The following is an 18,708-nucleotide window of genomic DNA, read 5'->3' as shown; positions in this document are numbered from 1 at the left end:
CTTACTGGTTTTCAATCAGGTAGGACTCTGCGTTTTCAGCAGTGGCTACGCTTGGGTTGAGGACAATGTCCTCAACTTTCTGTCCCTCTGCAGAGGATGTGAGCATTTCTGCGACCGCGGCACCGAACTTCCTCGCTGGAGTTATGTGCAGTACACGCCAGAAGGTATCGTCCATGACGATAGCCAGCTCTGAGTCCGTGCCATCAAGTGCACCGAGGAAGACTGAGTCGTCGGTCGGTGATACCCCGGCATCGGTTAGCGCCTGGTATGCGCCGAGTGCCGGATCGTTTGATGTGGCAATCCAAACTTTGGTGTCGGGGAAAGCATTCAGCTGGTTCTGCACGGCGGTGTAACCATCGTCGAGGCTAACGGCGGAGTGCTCTTTGATGTTGAGATTTAGACCGGACTCGCTTAGGGCCTCTCGGATCCCCTGGCCACGAAGGCGCCCAAGGTCAGTGTCGGGGTACCCGAGTAGGGCAACATCGACTTCCTCATTGCCATATGTCTTGTTGATCCACTCGGCGGCATCCTCCCCCAATGCCTTTCCATCGGCTGCGTGATCCGTGAGAATCGACGCGCTGACGCCTTCCCATTCGCTGAGGTATCCGAGAACTGGGATGCCAGCGCCGTTCGCCTGTTGCGTGACCGCGGTCAGCGAGTCCGACTGCACTGGGTACCCCATGATCGCGCTAACCTCACCCTGGACGATCCATGACTCCCAGTCCCTAACTTGGGTTTGCGCGTTCCACTCAGGGTTATCAGTAATGAGCTCATAGCCAGCGGCCTCGACGCTCTCCTCTATGAACGGGATCATGTCGTTCCAAACCTGGATATTCAAGCCAGCGAAGCTCATTGCAACTGCCCCTTTTTCGCCAGCGTTCCCGCCTTCCTCAGCCCCGGCGGCATTCGTACACCCGGCAAGGATAAGTGAAGCAATTGCCGTGAACGCGGTCGCGCCTATCATTCTTTTCTTTCGACACATTGTGGGGCCTCTTCTTTGAGTTATTCCGGATCCTCTAGCACGCCCTAGATCCAGCTGCACGAACAGTGTTTTTACGTAATTATCTTGAGAGTGCACTTTCTTCGAAGTTCACTTTACTTCGGAGTGCACTCGGCATACGGTAGCAGGACGCAGCATGGGGGTAAAGGGTTCAGCCAATTTCGAAAACACCTAAACGCTGCACGCTGCACTATTCGAGAGGACTACGCAATGGCGCGCAAGACTGGTTACGTATGGCATGAGAAATATGCTTGGCATGACACGGGCACTCATGCGGGAATTTTCCCTTCAGGGGGCTTCACGCAACCTTATGAGACGTATGAGAGTGCCCAGAGTAAGTCCCGGATGGCGGGCCTAATCGAGGTATCGGGGCTTCTCGAGCAACTCGTACGTGTGCCTGCTCGTCAGGTGAGTGATGAAGACCTGCTTCGCGTACACACCCCGGGCCATATTGAGCGCATTCGCGTACAGTCGCGGGAGGGCGGAGGTGATGGCGGGGATGGCAGCGCACCGTTCGGACGCAGTGGCTACGAACTTGCTCGGCTAGCTGCCGGCGGCACACTCGCCGCAGCTGAAGCCGTACTTTCCGGAGAGGTCGACAACGCTTACGCGCTGGTCCGTCCGCCAGGGCACCACGCCGAACCTGATCAAGGGCGCGGCTTCTGCATCTTCGCGAACGTGCCGGTTGCCATTGAGAAGCTCAGGGCGAGGGGCCTCGTAAACCGGGTTGCCATCGTCGACTACGACGTCCACCACGGCAATGGTGCGCAAAAGATTTACTGGGACGATCCAGATGTCCTTACGATCTCAATCCACCAAGACCGCCTGTTTCCGGTCGACAGCGGGATGCTCGATGAGCGGGGAGGCCCGCAAGCAAAGGGGACGAACATCAATGTGCCGCTCCACGCAGGCGCCGGCGACAGCGCTTACTGGGAAGCCATTGAACGCGTCGTCGGCCCCGCCGTCGCTGCTTTTCAGCCTGAGCTCATCATGGTCTCAAGTGGTTTCGATCCCTCAGCGTTTGACCCTCTCGGACGGATGAGCGTTACCTCCGACGGATTCCGGGGAATTGCCGAAAGACTCCTCGCCATCGCTGATGACGCTTGCGGTGGGCGCATCGTTTTCTCCCATGAGGGTGGATACTCCCCGGTACACGTGCCTTTCTGTGGACTCGCCGTGCTAGAGGCGCTCTCGGGGATTCGCACGGATGTATCAGATCCATTTGATGCAAGTGTTGGCGCATCGCCGACCAAAGAGCTAACCCCCTGGCAGGAAGAGGCAATCGAGCAATCGGCCAAGCTGGCCCGAGCCCTCGGACTCGTCATCGACGAGGAAATTTCGAACCTACTGAATTAGAAGGAAGGCAGGGCAATGTCCCAACTGTCAATCCTGGAGCTAACGATCGCAGAGGCACGAGCTTCGCTGTTAGAGGGAAGCACTACTGCAGTCGAGCTTGTGGCGAGGCATTTAGAACGAGTGGGCTATTATGACCGCCAAGGACTCGGCCTGAACGCGATTCCAATCATCAACCCAGATGTGTTTACCGAGGCGTCTGAATCGGACCGCCGATACCAGGAAGGTGGCACGGCAGTTCGCCTCTTAGAAGGCATTCCCTTCACCGTGAAGGACAGTTACATGGTAAAGGGACTCACCGTGGCTAGCGGCTCCCCTGCCTTCGTAAATCTCATCGCAAGCGCGGACGCGTTCACGGTTGCGCAGCTCCGTGAGGCCGGAGCGGTACTTATTGGCAAGACAACGATGCCCCCGATGGCCGCCGGCGGAATGCAACGGGGCGCTTACGGGCGCTCTGAGAGCGCATACAACTCGGAGTTCATGCCTGCCGCCTATGCATCAGGCTCATCGAACGGATCCGGCACGGCAACAGCGACAAGCATGGCAGTATTTGGCATGGCCGAGGAAACATTCTCATCCGGCCGCAGCCCCGCTTCGAACAACGCTCTGTGTGCTTACACTCCGTCGCGAGGGCTACTTTCCATGCGGGGCAATTGGCCACTTTTCCCTCTATGGGATGTTGTTGTCCCACATACCCGAACTGTTGAGGATCTCCTGGAGTTGCTGGACGTGCTCATGGTCTCCGACCCCGAGACGCGAGGAGACTTCTGGCGAAATCAATCAGTACTGACGCTTCCAAGCCCGGAGGATGTGCGTCCCTCCACGTTCAGGGAAGTAGCCAGGCGATGGAGTAGCAAGCGGCCCTTAGATGGAAAGCGCTTCGGAGTGCCGCGCATGTATATCGGTCAGGAGCCGGAATCCGATATTGAAGTACGACCAAGCATCCTCAAATTGTGGGAAAGCGCTAGAAATAGACTCACCGAGCTTGGCGCTACAGTCGTCGAGTGCGATTTTCCAGTGTTAAAGCACTACGAAGGCCGGAACCCGACGGGGGACGATCTTGAGGCTTCGCGCATCGTTCCAGAAGGGTGGATGCGAGGCGAGTTCAAGAATTTCATGTGGTGGGCATGGGACGATTTTCTGCGAAGCAACGCGGAGCTTGCTGCCGACATCGGACTGCCACAGCCCAAGCCAGCACGCCTGGCCGACGTCGATGGCGACCTCATCTTTCCATTACCCGAAGGGGCTCTCCCTGATCGTTATGATGCTGAGGCTCCAGGCGCACCCGATCCCGCAACTCAGGAGCATGGAGGCCGACACGTTTCCGAACAGGTCCCGGCCGTCCTGCCCCCTCCAGTACAGTTCCCTGGGTTCGCGAATGCGCTACGGGCACTCGAAAAACTCAGGCGAGAGACGTACGATACTTGGCTCGAACAAGAGAACCTCGACGGACTAGTGTTCCCCGCGAATGCAGATATTGCCCCAGCCGACGCGGATACGGATGAGACAAGCGCCGACAGGGCCTGGAAGAACGGAGTGTTATATTCAAACGGCAATCTTGTGATACGCCATCTGGGAATCCCAACTGTGACCGTGCCGATGGGGTCCATGAACGATACGGATATGCCCGTTGGCCTGACCTTTGCGGGGCCTGCCTACCAGGATACGGACATACTCGGATGGGCGTATGCGTTCGATACCAAGACTTCGCTCCGAGTTCCGCCCGGACTTACACCATCGCTACCAGGCGATAACATCCAATGTCGAAAGGCTCGGTCCTCGACGCCGCCGCCGCTCGTAACGATTGCGGCGGATGTGAGGATCCTCGCCCCACATCATGCATGGCACGTATACACACAGGGAAAGGTTTCAGGACTCGGCGCTGGTGAAGTGCGCTTAACGATCAACGGCGTCCAAGTTCCTGTCACGATTGAAGGTGAGTGCTGGCACGCCCAGTCCGTGCTCCCTCCGCCTGTGACTCACAAATCTTCACGAATGCCTTCCAGAGTCATTGCTGTTGTGACTGCGGTAAGTGAGTCCGGGGCCGCCTCTGCGGCGTACTGCGAGCATTAGTCCGGGCTTTCATAGGGCGAGTGTCTGAACTGTATGTTTATGCCGGAAGGGGTGCTCCGAGCTGGGAAAATGGGGGTTGTCGAGACCGTTATTCCGCCCAGCGAAGGAGCGCCCCTTCCGCCGTCTAATCCTTCCGTGTTTTTCCATTCGTCCTTGTCACTTTTACCCGGCCGGTCGCTGATCTCCCACATCGGGCTCAACGTCCTCACCGGTCTCAGGGACGCACTCCGTTTCGACGAGTTTTGCGAAGACCGCCTCGGCCATTCGTTCTGTCGGATGTGCAGCATCGACCGGGAAAACTCCTCTACTCACACGGGGCGATGCTCGCCGTCGACCGTGAACACTCACAAACCTGCACGTGCTGCGCACCAGGCCCGGCTTCTTCGGAACGGTACCATTGAGCGCACCGTCTCACTGTTCTTCGAACGCCGTAGGCGAACCCCGAACTCTTCGCCTACGGCTTCGAAGCCCTCTCCCCCCGAACTGCGTTCCCAGGTTAGGAAGGCCGCCGGAAAGCACAGCCCCGCGGCCAGGGCGATAGGCATGCAACCGCTGATCATCGACCTCGACGCGGTCCTCGTGACATCGCATTCGATAAAGAACAGGTCGCCGACCCATATAAGGGCCGGGTATGCCTTCGCCTCGTTCATCGCCTCCTGCGACTACGGTGCCGGCAACGGGTACCAAGGGAAATCCCGGCGGCTCGGCTATGCCCGGGCCACGTCGGCGAACAGCGCGATGACCATATCCGCCTCTTCGACGCCGCGACCGCGCCACTACCCGAGACCTGCTTCCTTGCAGAAAGCACCCTGCTTGAGGAGAAGATGCTTGGGCCGTATCGGCAGCGGGCCTTGGAATAGGACGGCAAGGGCCACATCCAAGCGGGGATCATCCAAGCCATGTATTACGCCCGTCGGACTGCCCGCCGGACACGAAATTTTTCCTTCGCGCCGAGCCCCTGCATCGGATGCAACGTCACTGCTGGGCGTGGACGGACACGGTCCCTGACCGACTCACCGCGCCGGCACGGCCGTACGTTCTTTCTCCTCTTAACTTATTCATTTTTGGCGTTGGAAAAATCGACAAGGGATGCTCTGCGACGGACCACCCTTGTTCTGTTTACGTCTCTTGCCATGGTGTCACCTGCATATCTGAAGTCAGACGCAACGCTCGCTTCAGCAAATACGTGTCGAAACGGTGCCTGGATACGCCCGTCGGGCATACCTCCGGATGCCCCACGCCCCTCTCCAAAACCGGCGGAAACAGGTCAACGTGCACCCTTGCGGAAACCCCTACCCAATGCTTTAATGAAAGTGCACTCCGAACAAAGTTCACTTTCAACCCAAGGCGATCCGAATCGCCGGCGAAAGGAAAGTCATGACGGTCGTCAACATCTCCGAGTCCGTGGACATACGCAAGGCCTTCTCCAGCTTTCCATCAGGTGTGGCCGCCATCAGCGCGATGGTCAACGGCGTCCCCAAAGGCCTCGCCGCATCCTCCTTCACCGTCGGCGTCTCCCTGGAACCACCCCTGGTTTCCTTCGCCGTGCAGAACAGCTCCACCACCTGGCCCATCCTGCGCCAGGCCCAGAGAATCGGCGTCTCCATTCTCGGAGTCGGCCAGGAACTGACCTGCCGCCAACTTGCCTCAAAAAACCCCGACAAATTTGATGAAATCTTCTACACAGCCACCGACCAAGGAGCCATCCGGATCCCCGGCTACTCACTCTGGCTGGACTGCTCCCTCTACGCCGAATACCCCGCCGGCGACCACGCCGTCGCACTCCTGGAAGTACACGACGCCCATATCAGACAGCACGAAAACCCGATCATCTTCCACGAATCGAAATTCAAAGCCCTCAACAGCACACGCCTCCCCTAACCAGGAAAACCAAACTGACCACAACACCACACAAACCAGCTCAACGGCGGCTGCAGCAGCCGGAAACTCGATCTGCCTCCGGCAAGTTAACAATCACGTAGTCGGGCCTGGCATCTGAATTCCGCGCACATGACTTGATTCTCGATCCATCGGAATACCCCTGGGTCGACCCATCGGCACCTCACAGTTTGGACTCACGTGCAGCTTAGGTACTGGGGCTAAAGGAAAAGAGCCATCAGTTTGTTGAACCGTGGAAATACCGGCAAGAACGGTCGCATTCACTCCGACTGTGGCTTTCACGTTTGGGTCTGCTGTGATCCGTTTATTGCTCGGGCGTCTCTTGTAAACAGGGGCCCACGCCGGTGTCGCCCACTCCGTCGTTCGCAATCGGGAGGCATGACTGAGAGACCGGCAGTATGGTCAGCCGGCCGTTCTTACGCAGTGGAGTGAGCAGCCGGGCACGAACTGAAAGTGAACCTTTATGCAGCCCATTCCTGTTGCATGTACAGGAATGGGCTGCTGACTCCGGTAGCCACTCGTAAGTCACAGCAACCGTTTAGACCACCGCGACGAAAGGTAATCATGAAATCCAACCGGAACCGCTCACGGCCTATCGTCGGGGAGACGGCACAACTGTCCCGCAGAATTACTGATCGAGACATTCCACTATTCACGGAAATCAGCGGAGACCGTAATGCGTTGCATTACGATGTACAGGCAGCCAAGGCCTCACGATTCGGTGAAATCGTAGTTCAAGGTGGAGTCACCAGTGCCATTCTCAACGCCGTTGTGGCAGAAGAGCTGCCAGGACCTGGGAGCGTCTTCCTGAACGTCAACTGGAACTTTAGGGCTCCGGTCCGTCCGGGGGACACGATCACCGGCCATGTCGAGGTAACAGATGTACGTTCGGACAAGCCCCTCACTACGCTTCGGACCTGGGTAGTCCGTGACGACGGGACAGTAGTGCTGGACGGAACAGCTGTCTGCTACACAATGGTCTTTGGCATTGAGGACTACTAGCAGGAAAGCAGCCATCAGCTCACTGAATACATCATTCAATCCCATGCCAACATGCGGCTCGTGGCGGGCCAGGAGTCTCGCCGGTGCACTCAAGGGAGTATGAGGCCAGGCATAAGCCCGGTTCCTTCAAGAAATGACTGTGAACATCTCAGCCTTTCCACTGTCCTGGGCCTCTGGCGGCCGCCGCGGCTGCCTTGCATCAGCAGCGCTGTCAGCGGCACCGGTGGCACATGCGTGAACTAGGTTTAGGGCTTGTAGGTGTAGTTAGGTTCGAGGCGCGCTGCACGTCTCCTGCGCAGCCAGCAGGAGCTATCGTGCGTTATGGCCATGACAGGGAAGTCCTGCGAAGCGACCAGCATGCTCCCAAGGGGCGACTACTGCCGAGTCTGCGACCCCGCATCCCAAATCGTGCGTGACGGCCGGATAGGTACCGTCTTCCCCTAATAAGCAGCGCGAGCAACCGTCCCCGTGGGCTGCCGCCGCCTCGGCCCCGCCACCAATCTCCAAAGTCATCTCCAGTATGAAGACCCAGCCGTTACCGTGATCTTCGAACTTGGTTAGTGATCCATTCCCGTCGAGGACTCATCCGGCTCTTGACTCCATATCATTCATCAGCGTGACGGCGCTGGAGGGCAGGACGTTAGCGGAGGTCTGGCGGCTGGATACAACAGCCGCAAAGCTCCCGTTTATGCAAGTCCATCGTGCAAGGACCTCACTCGCTGGTCGACGGTCGATTTCACTTTTCGGGGAGTTCTGTCGATCGTTTATGCCCCAGACCGGCATTCCTCGGCTGGACATCTTGGTTCTCCGTTTATCGTGCTTATGGTCCGATTTTCGATTCTCTAACATGAGTTGGCGAGAAATTTCGGCGACTCAACAATACGGGGATTGCTGCACGCAGCTGCACAGATTTCGACCACTACGGGTGCCGCCCAATCCCGACACGCCATCATGAAGTCTTGGGTGCGCACTTCGATCCTCCGCCAGCCGTCCTTGCTGAAGATAACCTGCTCGAGCGGAACTAGTCCGCTGCTTGGAAACACCAAAACATTTGACGCCACCTCCCGGCTTCCGGCACGGATCGGATTGCACTGAGCCATACGCACAGGTCGGAGTGCAACATGTCACCGGTAGAATGCAGCATTTAGCTGGGCCTGTTCGAGCCGGTCCGGGCCCTGCGGAGCAGTGTCCGGACCGGCTCCCAAAATAACTGATGCGTGGGAGGTTGTTGTCACGACGCATCGCTGGCTTTCCCGTCAGTGCCGCCCTTGTCCTGCCTGACTTTTGCGGGCCTCTGATTCCGAGGCCTGCGATGGTTCATGGAGGTCTTCATTTAGGTCCATGCCGCGGGTTTCCTTCATTTTGAAGCCGACGATGATCGTCACAACGGCCAGCAGGGCTAAATAGGCGTAGAAGGCGGATCCCCAGCCGATGCTGGTCAGCCAGGTGTAGAGGTAGGGGGCGGTACCTCCGAAGACGCCTGCCGCCAAGGATGTCATCACGCCGACGACCCGGGCCCGGGCAAAGGTTGGCGCCAGTTCTGCCATGAGCGCCGGGTAAAGCCCGACGGCGAGGGCCCATGCAGTCAGGCCAAGTCCTTGTGCGACGAAGAGGGTCCACGGCTGGTCGGTCAGGATGATCTGGATCGGTACGATCAGCAGGATCACCGCAATGCCGAGGGCCATGACCATGGGACGGCGGCCTACCTTATCCGACAGATGGCCGAACAGGACGATGAAGAACAGCACCATGAGCTGGGCAAGCAGGCTGGCGATGTATGCGCCGCCCGGGTCCATGCCTTTTTGGCTGATCGCGTTCACCGGGGCGAAGGTCACCCACGTGTAGTAAACGACATTAGTGCAGGAGGAGAGGAAAAAAATGAAGATGCATGCCCTAACCACCTTGGCACGGTCGGCGGCGGAAAGCTTGCCGCCGACCGCTTTGTGGGGTTGCTCAGCCTTCTGCTCCGTGAACACGTCGGTTTCCTTCGCAAACCGCCTAAGTACGAGAACGTAGAGGGCAAGCAGACTTCCAAGTGCGAAGCCGATCCGCCATCCCCAGTCATTCATGGCTTCACTGCCGAGAAGGTTGCTCAGTACGGCGGCCGTTGCCGTAGCACCCATGACGCCGATCATCACGCTGACGTAGACGACACTGGTCCACAGACCCCGGCGTTCTTTCGGGGCAATCTCCGCGACATAAGTATAGGAAACCCCGGCCTCACCGCCGTGGGCCAGGCCTTGCAGCATTCGCAACACCAAAAGGACAACTGAGGCCCACGCCCCGATTTGGGCGTAGGTAGGGACCAAGGCAATTGCCAGCGTGGTGAATGAAAGGGTCAGCATGGTAATCAGGAGGGCCAACCGACGCCCCACCCTGTCCCCGAGCCGGCCGAAAAAGAAACCTCCGATCGGGCGCGCAATGAAACCTCCGGCGAAGACGGCCATCGTGGACAGGAGCGCAGACGTAGGGTCGCTGTTGTCGAAGAAGTTAGCCGCCAAGTAAGTGGAAAAGATCCCATAGAGGGTCCAGTCGAACCACTCGAGCATGTTTCCAGCAGCTGCGGCCCGCATGGACCGGAGGCGGTCCTTCATGGACAGGGCAGCGGGCCCGCTTGTATGCAAACTAGTCATTGCCTTATCCCAAAGCTCTGGCGAAAACGTGAAGCGTCATCGCAACTGGTTACGAAGCTTGCATGAGCAAAAGTAATGTCTCCGGTTCGAGCATGGCGCGAGGCCAGTCCTAGAAACACTTTACGCATGCAGTGCGCCCATTTGCACGGCCGTTCACTCGCGAAGAGAGTTCACTTCGTTATAAGCGCGCTTCCAATTAGAGCACGCAGTGACGTGGGGCACAAGAGATATTAACGCGCGTTTTAGCAGTTATAGGCTTCACATCGCAACGGATACATGCTTTACTGACTGCATACTTCGATCGGAGTAAGCGATCAATTAGCATCTAGGAGAGCCCCGATGAGCAAGCGCATAAGTCTTAATGCATTCAATATGGCGACCCCAGGGCACCAGAGCCCCGGGTTGTGGCGGCACCCGAGGAGCAAGACGGAGGACTACAAGAGCCTGGAGTACTGGACGCATTTGGCGAAGGTCCTTGAAAAGGGCCGCTTTGATGCCCTATTCCTTGCAGATGTCCTGGGACCTTATGACGTGTTCGAAGGTTCTGCTGACGCCAGCCTTCGCGACGGCATGCAGTTCCCCGTGAATGATCCGCTGATGTACATCTCCGCAATGGCCGCCGCAACACAGAACCTTGGCTTTGCCGTCACGGCCGCCGTGACTCTCGAGAATCCCTACGCCTTGGCTCGTCGCCTCTCCACCCTGGACCATCTCACCGGCGGACGCGTGGGCTGGAATGTCGTCTCTTCATACCTCGAAAGTGCAGCCAAAAACCACGGGATGAACTCCCAATTGTCCCACGATGAGCGTTATGAAGTAGCCGAAGAGTTCATGGAAGTGGTCTACAAGCTCTGGGAGGGGTCCTGGGAAGACGACGCCGTGCGCGTCGACCGTGACAATGGCATCTTCGTGGATCCAGAGAAGGTCCACCCCATAGATCATGCCGGCAAGTACTTCAACGTACCAGGCTTCCACATATGTGAGCCCTCCCCTCAGCGCAGTCCTGTCATCTACCAGGCCGGAGGCTCATCCCGCGGCGCTGCCTTCGCGGCAAAGCATGGTGAAGGCCTCTTCGTCAACGTCCTTAATCCCAAGCTGAGCAGCAAGATCACATCCGGAATCCGGGAAAAAGCCGAAGAGAATGGCCGCAATGGAGACGAGCTGAAGCTATTCTCCCTTTTGACATGTGTCGTCGCTGATTCAGATGCCGCGGCCGAGCGGAAATTGGCCGAGTACCGCAAGTATGCATCCCATCCAGGCGCGATGGCGCTTTTCGGCGGATGGACGGGTATTGACCTGAGCAAGTTCCCCCCGCATGAAGCGCTGGAGAACCTCGAATCGAATTCCATCCAGACCGTGGTCGACCGCTTCACAAAGGCCGATCCGACGCGAAAGTGGACCCCGGCAGACATCGCTGAATACCTCAGCATCGGCGGGATGGAACCGGTCATCGCCGGCAGCCCCGAAACCATCGCCGACGAAATCGAGCGTTGGGTCGACGAAGGCGGCCTGGACGGCATCAACCTCTCCTACGCCGTAGCACCCGGCGACTTCGAAGACTTCGTAGAACTCGTGGTCCCGGAACTGCAGAAACGCGGCCGCGTCTGGAAGGAGTATGAAGGCTCCACACTGCGCGAATACGTTCGCGGCGAGGGCAATACTCGCGTGTCCGAAACACACCCCGCCGCAAGCCACTCCATCTCCAGCCATCTGGCCCGCAGCTAAGCGGTGAGCAACTCGGTGCGGCTGCCCCGGCAGCCGCACCGATCGTCCTGGAACGGACAGTCCGCACCAAGCGCGGTTGCGCGCTGGAAAGGCCGGTACGGCAAGCATGACAACGATCGCTGAACCACGCACCAGTCGCAGCTCTAAGGGCGCAGTATTCCTTATCTGTATCTCCACCCTGCTCTGCATAAGCGTATGGTTTTCTGCCTCATTCATCATCGAGGGGATCTCCGCCCAATGGGAAGTTCCCGATTCCCAATTGGTCTGGGTAACGTTCGGTGTCCAGGCAGGATTCATCGTCGGCGCCGTCACTTCCGCGCTTCTGCGTCTCCCTGATCGATTCAGCGCCCGGGTGCTGTTCACTTGCTGTGCGGTCGGCGCCGCGGTGGCCAACCTCTTGCTGCTCGTGTTTCCCGGTTACGGCGCCGCCTTGGTTCTGCGGCTTGCTACCGGAATTTTCCTAGCAGGCGTATATCCGATCGCAGTGCGGGAAATAATGGCATGGGTAAAACCAAATCGGCGGGGCTTGGCCTCCAGTACCCTACTGGCCGCGCTGACTGTCGGCTCCGCCGCTCCCCACCTGATCAACGGGTTAGGACCCACGGACTGGCGGGTAGTGATCCTAGCCACGAGCGTCTGCTGTTTCGCCGGGGCGCTACTGTTCGTCAGCGTCCCGGGTCCGGCTCCGCACCGGGACGCGCACTCAAAGGTGAGTTTCCGAGAGGGCCTTGCCATCCTCAGAAACCGTAGAGTCCTGCTGGTCAACATGGCATATTTCAGCCACATGTGGGAGCTTTATGCCATGTGGGCGTCGATCGGTGCCCTGCTCTCCAGCCGCTTTTCCGGCGAAGCTGCTGCAGAGGGCCTGATTGCGATGGCTTCCTTCATCGTCATCGCTTCAGGCGCATTGGGGTGTCTAGCGGGGGGTCTCCTGGGCGATCGCTTCGGCAAAATCATCATTTCGCAAATGTTCATGTTACTCTCAGGCGCGGCCGCGACACTGCTGGCGCTAAGCACCAACTGGCACCCAGCTGCAGTGCTGGCCCTGTGCACCGTTTGGGGAATCACCATCATAGGAGACTCAGCCCTGTTGTCAGCGCTGCTCCGGCAATATTGCCCCGAGGCCCACGTTGGCAGTGCGCTTTCTGTACAGATGGCCGGCGGCTATGCAGTCAGCGCTGGAAGCATAGCCCTGTTCCCCTTCCTTGCACAGATAGCAAGCTGGGAACAAGCAATTCTCGCGCTTGCCATCGGGCCTGCGATTGGCGTCCTCATCCTGCAATTACTCAAAGTTGGGACACGCCAGGGACAAAAGAACTCCGCCGATGTACATGCAGCTGCTAGGTTGCCCTTGTGTCCCTGATAGCGAATGTGCCCACAACTTTGCGTGAACGGAAGAAACGCCAGACCATGCAGAGCGTTCTGGCGGCTACCCGGGAGATGCTGGCAGAACGGGATTACGACAGTATTACAACCAAGGAAGTGGCAGCCCGAGCCGGTATCGGTGAGGCAACGCTCTTCCGTTATGTAGTCAGCAAGAAAAACCTCTTCCTGCTCATCTACGGTGAGTTCTTTGACGACGTGTTGCAGGCTTGCCTGGACGCCGATGCCAAGGACACTACCCAAAACGGTTCCGCCGAATACTACATCGGCCGGATCACGAGTATGTATAAAGCCCTGGCCGACCTCTACAAAAGAGATCCCGACAGCGGTTACCTTTACGTCCGGGACTCATTTAGCCCCGAAGACTTCGGTCAGCGGGGCCTGGAGCAGGGCGCCCGCTGGCTTGGCATGGTCGAGCAGGTAATACGGCGCGGCCAGGCCGCAGGCGTGCTCCGAGAAGCACCCCCGCAGCTCGTCGCACAGAATCTCCACGCGGTCTACATGCACGAAGTGCTGGCAACCCATGCCCGCCGGCGTGATCCCAAAACCATTGAAGAACGACTGATACCACGCCTGCTCGCCCTCCTCGGACCGCTGGCTCTAAGCGAACTTCCGCAAAGTTTTAACATCACCGGCAGCAGGCTGTATCGCGCAAGCAAGCGGTCTCCCAGCAGGATGGACGGCGGCCTTTGAGGCGACCAGGTTGCACTCGTTCGGTGGGGGAACGCCGGGCCGAGCTCCCCCCGTTCCCCTTCTCCACCGCGAGGTTTACCCAACCCGCCACCATCAACGCTGCAAATCCGGCATAAACCACAGCCCTATCTAGGCAGGAAGCCGGATACGACAACATCGTGTGCATTCTGGAAGGCACGCAGTGCATGGATATCACTGGTGTATGAACAGTCCGATGACATCGAGACGGCAAACAGCCACAGAAGCGGGAGCGGGTGGCAGCTGTAGGCAAGATGAGTCCCGCCTCCGGCAAGTTGACCATCGTGCGGCTGAATCTGGGATCTGAACTCCACGTGACGCCCTCGGTCGGCGCTACAGGATAAGTGGTTTTTGGCGAGCCCCGATTACCGGTCGAGCCGGCCAGGGTTGGCTCCAGCACTGAGTGGCAGTGTTACTTTGGCTGATCGCAGCTTGGCCATCAGGTCCTCAAGCGTAATTGTGACCGGTCACAGTCGGGGATCCACCGGCTTTATTCGACCCCTGATGACGCCCTGTCCGACACCCAAGCGGTTGCCTCATCCCCCGGTTACCCCGCCGCTTCTGCTGCGATAGGACGCGGTGGCCACATCAGGGTAGCCCAGCCTGGGATAAGCAGAAGCTACGTTTGTTCTCCCTATTGCACGCTCCAGGAAGCGGCTGCACCCTCCACGAAGCGGCAACACGGGCTGTCTTCGGGGACAACCGTTAAAGCCGGCGTCCGCCTGATTGCAGAGATGCCAATCAGACGGACGCAGCCAGCGGCGTGATGGATCAGGGCAGGCAGCCGCCCGTCCAAATCGGAGCCAAGAAAGGCAAATCTAGGCGTCAGGATCAGAATTCGGGATGCGGACGAGCTTCTTGTTCGCGAACTCATTCATGCCAAATCTTGCCAATTCACGTCCTACGCCCGACCGCTTGACTCCACCGAAGGGGAGGTCCGGGGCGCTCCGGCTGATGCTATTGATCCATACCATTCCCGTTTCTAGCTTGGCCGCAAGTTCGCGTGCTGATTCGAGGTCTGCGGTGTAAATGGATGCAGCCAGGCCAAAGGGGGAATCATTGGCAAGTGTGACTGCTTCGTCCGCGGATGCAACCGGATAAATAACGGCAACGGGGCCGAAAAGCTCTTCCGTATACGCCCGCATCTGCGGAGTAACCCCGGTCAGCACCGTCGCCGGGAAGAAGGCGTCACTGCCGCCAGGGCCTGTATCGCCGCTGACGGCATCCGCACCTTGGGAAACAGCATCCCGAACCAGTTCGGTCAGCTCTTCGGCTGCGGCCCGGGAAGCCAGCGGGCCGAAGGTGGTCTGGGCATTAGTGGGATCACCTGGAGCGATCTGGGACATGGCCTGAAGGAAGCGATTTGTAAACTCTTCATACACCTCGTCCGCCACAATGAACCTTTTGGAAGCGGTGCATGCCTGTCCTGCGTTGTACATACGGCCGGCGAGGGCGTCAGTTACAGCCTTGTCGATGTCGGCATCAGCTAGGACGATGAAGGGATCCGAGCCCCCCAGTTCCAAGACGACCTTCTTCAGATGACGGCCAGCAACCTCCGCAACAGCGGCTCCAGCCCTCTCGGATCCGGTCAGCGAGACGCCCTGGACGCGAGGATCTGCGACCATGGTCGCCACCTGATTGGTCGTAGCAAAGGCATTAGAGTACAAGCCAGACGGCAGTCCAGCGTCAAGAAGAAGCGATTCTATGGCAAGGGCAGACTGGGGGCAGTTGCTCGCATGTTTCACAATGACGGAGTTGCCTAGGGCGAGATTGGGCGCTGCGAAGCGCGCTACCTGATAGTAAGGAAAGTTCCACGGCATGATGCCGACGATTGGTCCAATGGGTTCGGTGCGGATGAATGCCTCCCCTGGCCCGCTGAAGTCCAATGGCTCATCCTGCAGGAACCGTTCGGCGTTGTCCGCATAGTATTTGTAAATAGAAGCAATCAGGGAGACCTCCTGCCGCGCTTCCGCAATGGGCTTCCCGATTTCCAATGTCAGCAGGGAAGCGAGCTCTTCTGACCGTTCCCGGTGCAGCTCGGCCGCCCGGTTCAGGACCTTGGATCGGTCACCGGGAGAAGCGAACCGCCAGTCTCGGTACGCGGCATCTGACTGCACAATAAGCTCCTGCACATCGGCGTCGGCCAATGTAGGAAATTCGGCGACTCTCTCGCCGGTAGTGGGATTAATGCTGGCATAAGTGCTCAAAGTACGCCGCTCTTTCTCTACGAAAAAAATGCTGTCCTTTTCAGAATCGCATCCGCTTTATGCCGTGTCTAATACTTATTAATCGAATCATTGATGCATGGCGAGGAATAATGTCAACTTCATGCAAGTCTCCCGAACCCGGTTACCTCTTCACCGGTGCGGCTCCTATTGCTGCGATCGCGGCGAACGCATCTATCGGCATGGGCTGATAGATTACACATGTGTCTCTCATGCCGAATGTGCCCACGACTTTGCGTGAACGGAAGAAACGCCAGACCATGCAGAGCGTATTGGCGGCTGCCCGGGAGATGCTGGCAGAACGGGATTACGACAGCATTACCACCAAGGAAGTGGCAGCCCGAGCCGGTATCGGTGAGGCAACGCTCTTCCGTTATGTTGTCAGCAAGAAGAACCTCTTCCTGCTCATTTACGGGGAGTTCTTTGACGACGTGTTGCAGGCTTGCCTGGACGCCGATGCCAAGGACACGACCCAAAACGGTTCCGCCGAATACTACATCGGCCGGATCACGAGTATGTATAAAGCTCTGGCCGACCTCTACAAAAGAGATCCCGACAGCGGTTACCTTTACGTTCGGGACTCATTTAGCCCCGAAGACTTCGGTCAGCGGGGTCTGGAGCAGGGTGCCCGCTGGCATGGCGTAGTCGAGCAGGTAATACGGCGCGGCCAGGCCGCAGGCGTGCTCCGAGAAGCACCCCCGCAGCTCGTCGCACAGAATCTCCATGCGGTCTACGTGCATGAAGTGCTGGCAACCCATGCCCGCCGGCGTGATCCCAAAACCATTGAAGAACGACTGATACCACGCCTGCTCTCCCTCCTCGAGCCACTGAGCACAGGTGCGGATCCGTCATAAACACTTCTCGTTCCCACAGATAGTCCCGAGGCATTAGTCTCAGTGATGGCTCCTCATACCCGCTGCCGATGAGCAGGCTCACCAGCCGAGGTATGAAGACCAAAATCAGAATTGACACCGGCAATCTGCTTTCGCCCGGACTCCCCCAGCGCCTTCCTCTGGGGCAGCTAAAGTAGTCCGGCAGGAGGACCCTTAGCCATCGCCGCAAGGCTCAAATTCGCGTCCCCAAAGTCTTGAGTCTTCAGGTCCCGCTTTCAGGCGCATGAGCTGTCGCGTCAATTTCTGTCACCGATGACATAAGGGACCAAAAGGCACGAAAGGAACTGGCCCGTGTCAAAAGTTCCGCGCCGGCTACCCAGAGCTTCCGCCTTGACCCATGATCAGGGCCAGTCGTAGAAGCCTTTGCCGGTCTTGCGGCCGAGCGCGCCGTCGGCTACCTTGTCGCGCAGGATCTGCGGCGGCGCGAAACGCTCACCCAGCGTCTCGTGGAGGTATTCGGCGATGCCCAGGCGCACGTCCAGACCCACAATGTCTGTGGTGTGCAGCGGTCCGGTGGGGTGCTTGTAGCCCAGCACCATGGCATTGTCGATATCCTCGGCGCTTGCGACGCCCTCTTCCACCATGCGCATGGCTTCCAGTGCGATGGCCACGCCGAGACGGGAGCTGGCGAAACCCGGTGCATCGTTGACGACGACGGCGGTCTTGCCCAGCCACTGCACCCAGCCCCGGGCCTGCTCGACGAGCTCGGGGCTCGTCTGCTTGCCGATAACGACCTCGATCAGAGTCGAGGCTGGTACCGGGTTGAAGAAATGCATGCCGAGGAAGTCCTGTGGCTGCACCAGCTTTTCGGCCAGCCCGGACACGGACAGGGACGACGTGTTCGAAGCCAGCACGGCGCCGGGCGCGAGCCGCTCCTCGACCGCGCGCAGCGATGAGACCTTCAGGTCCCAGTCCTCCGGCACGGCCTCGATGACCAACTCGCGGTCCCGGAAGTCCGCGTTGTCCACGGACACGCACAGACGGGAGACCAAGTCGTCAAGGTTCCCGTCCACGGCGCCGCGCTCGACGGATTTCGCCGCGGAGGATTCGACTCGTTCCCGGGCCGCCTGAGCGGCGGCTTCGTCGCGCTCGACAACCACTACCTCGGCTCCGGTGACCAGGAACGCGTGGGCGATGCCCGCGCCCATTCTGCCGCCGCCAAGGACGCCGACCTTCTCGGGGAGCCCTGCGGGCAGTACGGAATTGCTCATCTACTTCTTCTTTCTGTCGAGGAAGGCCTGCATGCGCTCGAACTTGGCCTGGGACTCGAACAGCATGCCCTGGGCCAGGGTGTCGATGATGGGGTGGGCTTCCCGCGGGGTGTGGAACACGGCCTTGGACACCCGCACCGCGAGCGGATCCTGCGCCGCAATGGCGTCCGCGAGGGCGTGCGCCGCGTCCATCAGCGTCTCCGGCTCCACCAGCTCGGTGATCAACCCGACCGCCAGGCAGTCCTCGCCCGTGAGGACTTTGCCGGCCAGCAGGATCTGCTTGGCCATCGGCTCGCCGACGAGCTCTTTCAGCCGCCACGTCGCGCCGGCCGCGGCCAGGATGCCCAGATTGGTCTCCGGATTGCCCATGCGCAGCGCCGGCGTGCCGATGCGGAAGTCCGCGGCGTAGGCGAGTTCGGCCCCGCCGCCGAGCGCGTATCCGTCCAGTGCGGCGATGACCGGCATCGGCAGCTTCGCGATCCGCTCGAAGATCCCGGAGTTGATCCCGGCCAGCGCGTCATCCCGGCGCCGCTCCCGCAGCTGCGCGATGTCGGCGCCGGAGGCGAAGATGCCCTTGGCTCCGGTCTCCGGGTCGCCGGG

The 18,708-nt window shown here is 59.1% G+C and carries 13 protein-coding genes; 8 read left to right on the top strand and 5 right to left on the bottom strand.

The annotated features are described in order from the left end of the window. Position 1: 1 nt before the first annotated feature. Positions 2-964 (bottom strand): sugar ABC transporter substrate-binding protein, encoded by a 963-nt coding sequence (locus AC3A4M_RS12215; protein WP_498735993.1) that lies wholly within the window; start codon positions 962-964, stop codon positions 2-4. Positions 965-1,210: 246 nt separating this feature from the next. Between AC3A4M_RS12215 and AC3A4M_RS12210 the strand changes: the two genes are divergently transcribed. The 4 genes from AC3A4M_RS12210 (at position 1,211) to AC3A4M_RS12195 (ending at position 7,327) form a co-directional block, all read left to right on the top strand. Further along, on the top strand, positions 1,211-2,356 hold the full coding sequence (locus AC3A4M_RS12210) for a class II histone deacetylase (RefSeq protein ID WP_498735991.1): 1,146 nt from the start codon (positions 1,211-1,213) through the stop codon (positions 2,354-2,356). A gap of 15 nt (positions 2,357-2,371) precedes the next feature. Then, positions 2,372-4,426 carry an amidase gene (locus AC3A4M_RS12205; RefSeq protein ID WP_498735990.1) on the top strand — a complete coding sequence of 685 codons (2,055 nt, stop codon included), beginning with the start codon at positions 2,372-2,374 and terminating at the stop codon, positions 4,424-4,426. Positions 4,427-5,803: 1,377 nt separating this feature from the next. Next, the gene (locus tag AC3A4M_RS12200; RefSeq protein ID WP_498735989.1) at positions 5,804-6,307 is read left to right on the top strand and encodes a flavin reductase family protein; all 504 of its coding nucleotides are present in this window, start codon (positions 5,804-5,806) and stop codon (positions 6,305-6,307) included. 501 nt (positions 6,308-6,808) lie between these two features. Then, positions 6,809-7,327: a MaoC family dehydratase gene (locus AC3A4M_RS12195; RefSeq protein ID WP_498736187.1), complete on the top strand. Its 519-nt coding sequence runs from the start codon at positions 6,809-6,811 to the stop codon at positions 7,325-7,327. Positions 7,328-8,583: 1,256 nt separating this feature from the next. Here the strand turns inward: AC3A4M_RS12195 and AC3A4M_RS12190 are convergent. Beyond that, positions 8,584-9,960 (bottom strand): MFS transporter, encoded by a 1,377-nt coding sequence (locus tag AC3A4M_RS12190; protein ID WP_498735988.1) that lies wholly within the window; start codon positions 9,958-9,960, stop codon positions 8,584-8,586. 339 nt (positions 9,961-10,299) lie between these two features. On the opposite strand from AC3A4M_RS12190, the gene AC3A4M_RS12185 reads away from it, so the two are divergent. The 3 genes from AC3A4M_RS12185 (at position 10,300) to AC3A4M_RS12175 (ending at position 13,761) form a co-directional block, all read left to right on the top strand. Next, on the top strand, positions 10,300-11,685 hold the full coding sequence (locus AC3A4M_RS12185) for an LLM class flavin-dependent oxidoreductase (protein ID WP_498735987.1): 1,386 nt from the start codon (positions 10,300-10,302) through the stop codon (positions 11,683-11,685). Positions 11,686-11,791: 106 nt separating this feature from the next. Continuing rightward, positions 11,792-13,048: an MFS transporter gene (locus AC3A4M_RS12180; RefSeq protein ID WP_498735986.1), complete on the top strand. Its 1,257-nt coding sequence runs from the start codon at positions 11,792-11,794 to the stop codon at positions 13,046-13,048. Continuing rightward, positions 13,039-13,761: a TetR/AcrR family transcriptional regulator gene (locus tag AC3A4M_RS12175; protein ID WP_498735985.1), complete on the top strand. Its 723-nt coding sequence runs from the start codon at positions 13,039-13,041 to the stop codon at positions 13,759-13,761. Before AC3A4M_RS12180 ends, AC3A4M_RS12175 begins: the two co-directional genes overlap by 10 nt. 836 nt (positions 13,762-14,597) lie before the next feature. On the opposite strand, the gene AC3A4M_RS12170 is transcribed toward AC3A4M_RS12175, so the two are convergent. Next, positions 14,598-15,986, bottom strand: a complete 1,389-nt coding sequence (locus AC3A4M_RS12170) for an NAD-dependent succinate-semialdehyde dehydrogenase (RefSeq protein ID WP_498735984.1) — start codon at positions 15,984-15,986, stop codon at positions 14,598-14,600. Between the two features lie 278 nt (positions 15,987-16,264). Between AC3A4M_RS12170 and AC3A4M_RS12165 the strand changes: the two genes are divergently transcribed. Beyond that, positions 16,265-16,858 carry a TetR/AcrR family transcriptional regulator gene (locus tag AC3A4M_RS12165; protein WP_498735983.1) on the top strand — a complete coding sequence of 198 codons (594 nt, stop codon included), beginning with the start codon at positions 16,265-16,267 and terminating at the stop codon, positions 16,856-16,858. Positions 16,859-17,238: 380 nt separating this feature from the next. On the opposite strand, the gene AC3A4M_RS12160 is transcribed toward AC3A4M_RS12165, so the two are convergent. Both AC3A4M_RS12160 and AC3A4M_RS12155 read right to left on the bottom strand, forming a co-directional pair. Further along, entirely contained in the window at positions 17,239-18,108 is an 870-nt protein-coding gene (locus tag AC3A4M_RS12160; protein WP_498735982.1) for a 3-hydroxyacyl-CoA dehydrogenase family protein, read from the bottom strand. Then, positions 18,109-18,708 (bottom strand): enoyl-CoA hydratase/isomerase family protein (locus tag AC3A4M_RS12155; RefSeq protein ID WP_498735981.1); only part of this gene is annotated, 600 nt, incomplete at its 5' end. It abuts the gene before it with no gap.

The sequence above is a fragment of the Arthrobacter sp. Soil_C_60 genome (assembly GCF_057656375.1).
This window is presented reverse-complemented; position numbering and strand designations above follow the sequence as displayed.

What these genes read in the sequence shown, in the direction of transcription:
- AC3A4M_RS12200 (WP_498735989.1), top strand. Translation starts at nt 5,804, where the DNA reads ATGACGGTCGTCAACATCTCCGAGTCCGTGGACATACGCAAGGCCTTC.
- AC3A4M_RS12195 (WP_498736187.1), top strand. Translation starts at nt 6,809, where the DNA reads ATGTACAGGAATGGGCTGCTGACTCCGGTAGCCACTCGTAAGTCACAG.
- AC3A4M_RS12160 (WP_498735982.1), bottom strand. Translation starts at nt 18,108, where the DNA reads ATGAGCAATTCCGTACTGCCCGCAGGGCTCCCCGAGAAGGTCGGCGTC.
- AC3A4M_RS12190 (WP_498735988.1), bottom strand. Translation starts at nt 9,960, where the DNA reads ATGACTAGTTTGCATACAAGCGGGCCCGCTGCCCTGTCCATGAAGGAC.
- AC3A4M_RS12165 (WP_498735983.1), top strand. Translation starts at nt 16,265, where the DNA reads ATGCAGAGCGTATTGGCGGCTGCCCGGGAGATGCTGGCAGAACGGGAT.
- AC3A4M_RS12205 (WP_498735990.1), top strand. Translation starts at nt 2,372, where the DNA reads ATGTCCCAACTGTCAATCCTGGAGCTAACGATCGCAGAGGCACGAGCT.
- AC3A4M_RS12215 (WP_498735993.1), bottom strand. Translation starts at nt 964, where the DNA reads ATGATAGGCGCGACCGCGTTCACGGCAATTGCTTCACTTATCCTTGCC.
- AC3A4M_RS12180 (WP_498735986.1), top strand. Translation starts at nt 11,792, where the DNA reads ATGACAACGATCGCTGAACCACGCACCAGTCGCAGCTCTAAGGGCGCA.
- AC3A4M_RS12185 (WP_498735987.1), top strand. Translation starts at nt 10,300, where the DNA reads ATGAGCAAGCGCATAAGTCTTAATGCATTCAATATGGCGACCCCAGGG.
- AC3A4M_RS12210 (WP_498735991.1), top strand. Translation starts at nt 1,211, where the DNA reads ATGGCGCGCAAGACTGGTTACGTATGGCATGAGAAATATGCTTGGCAT.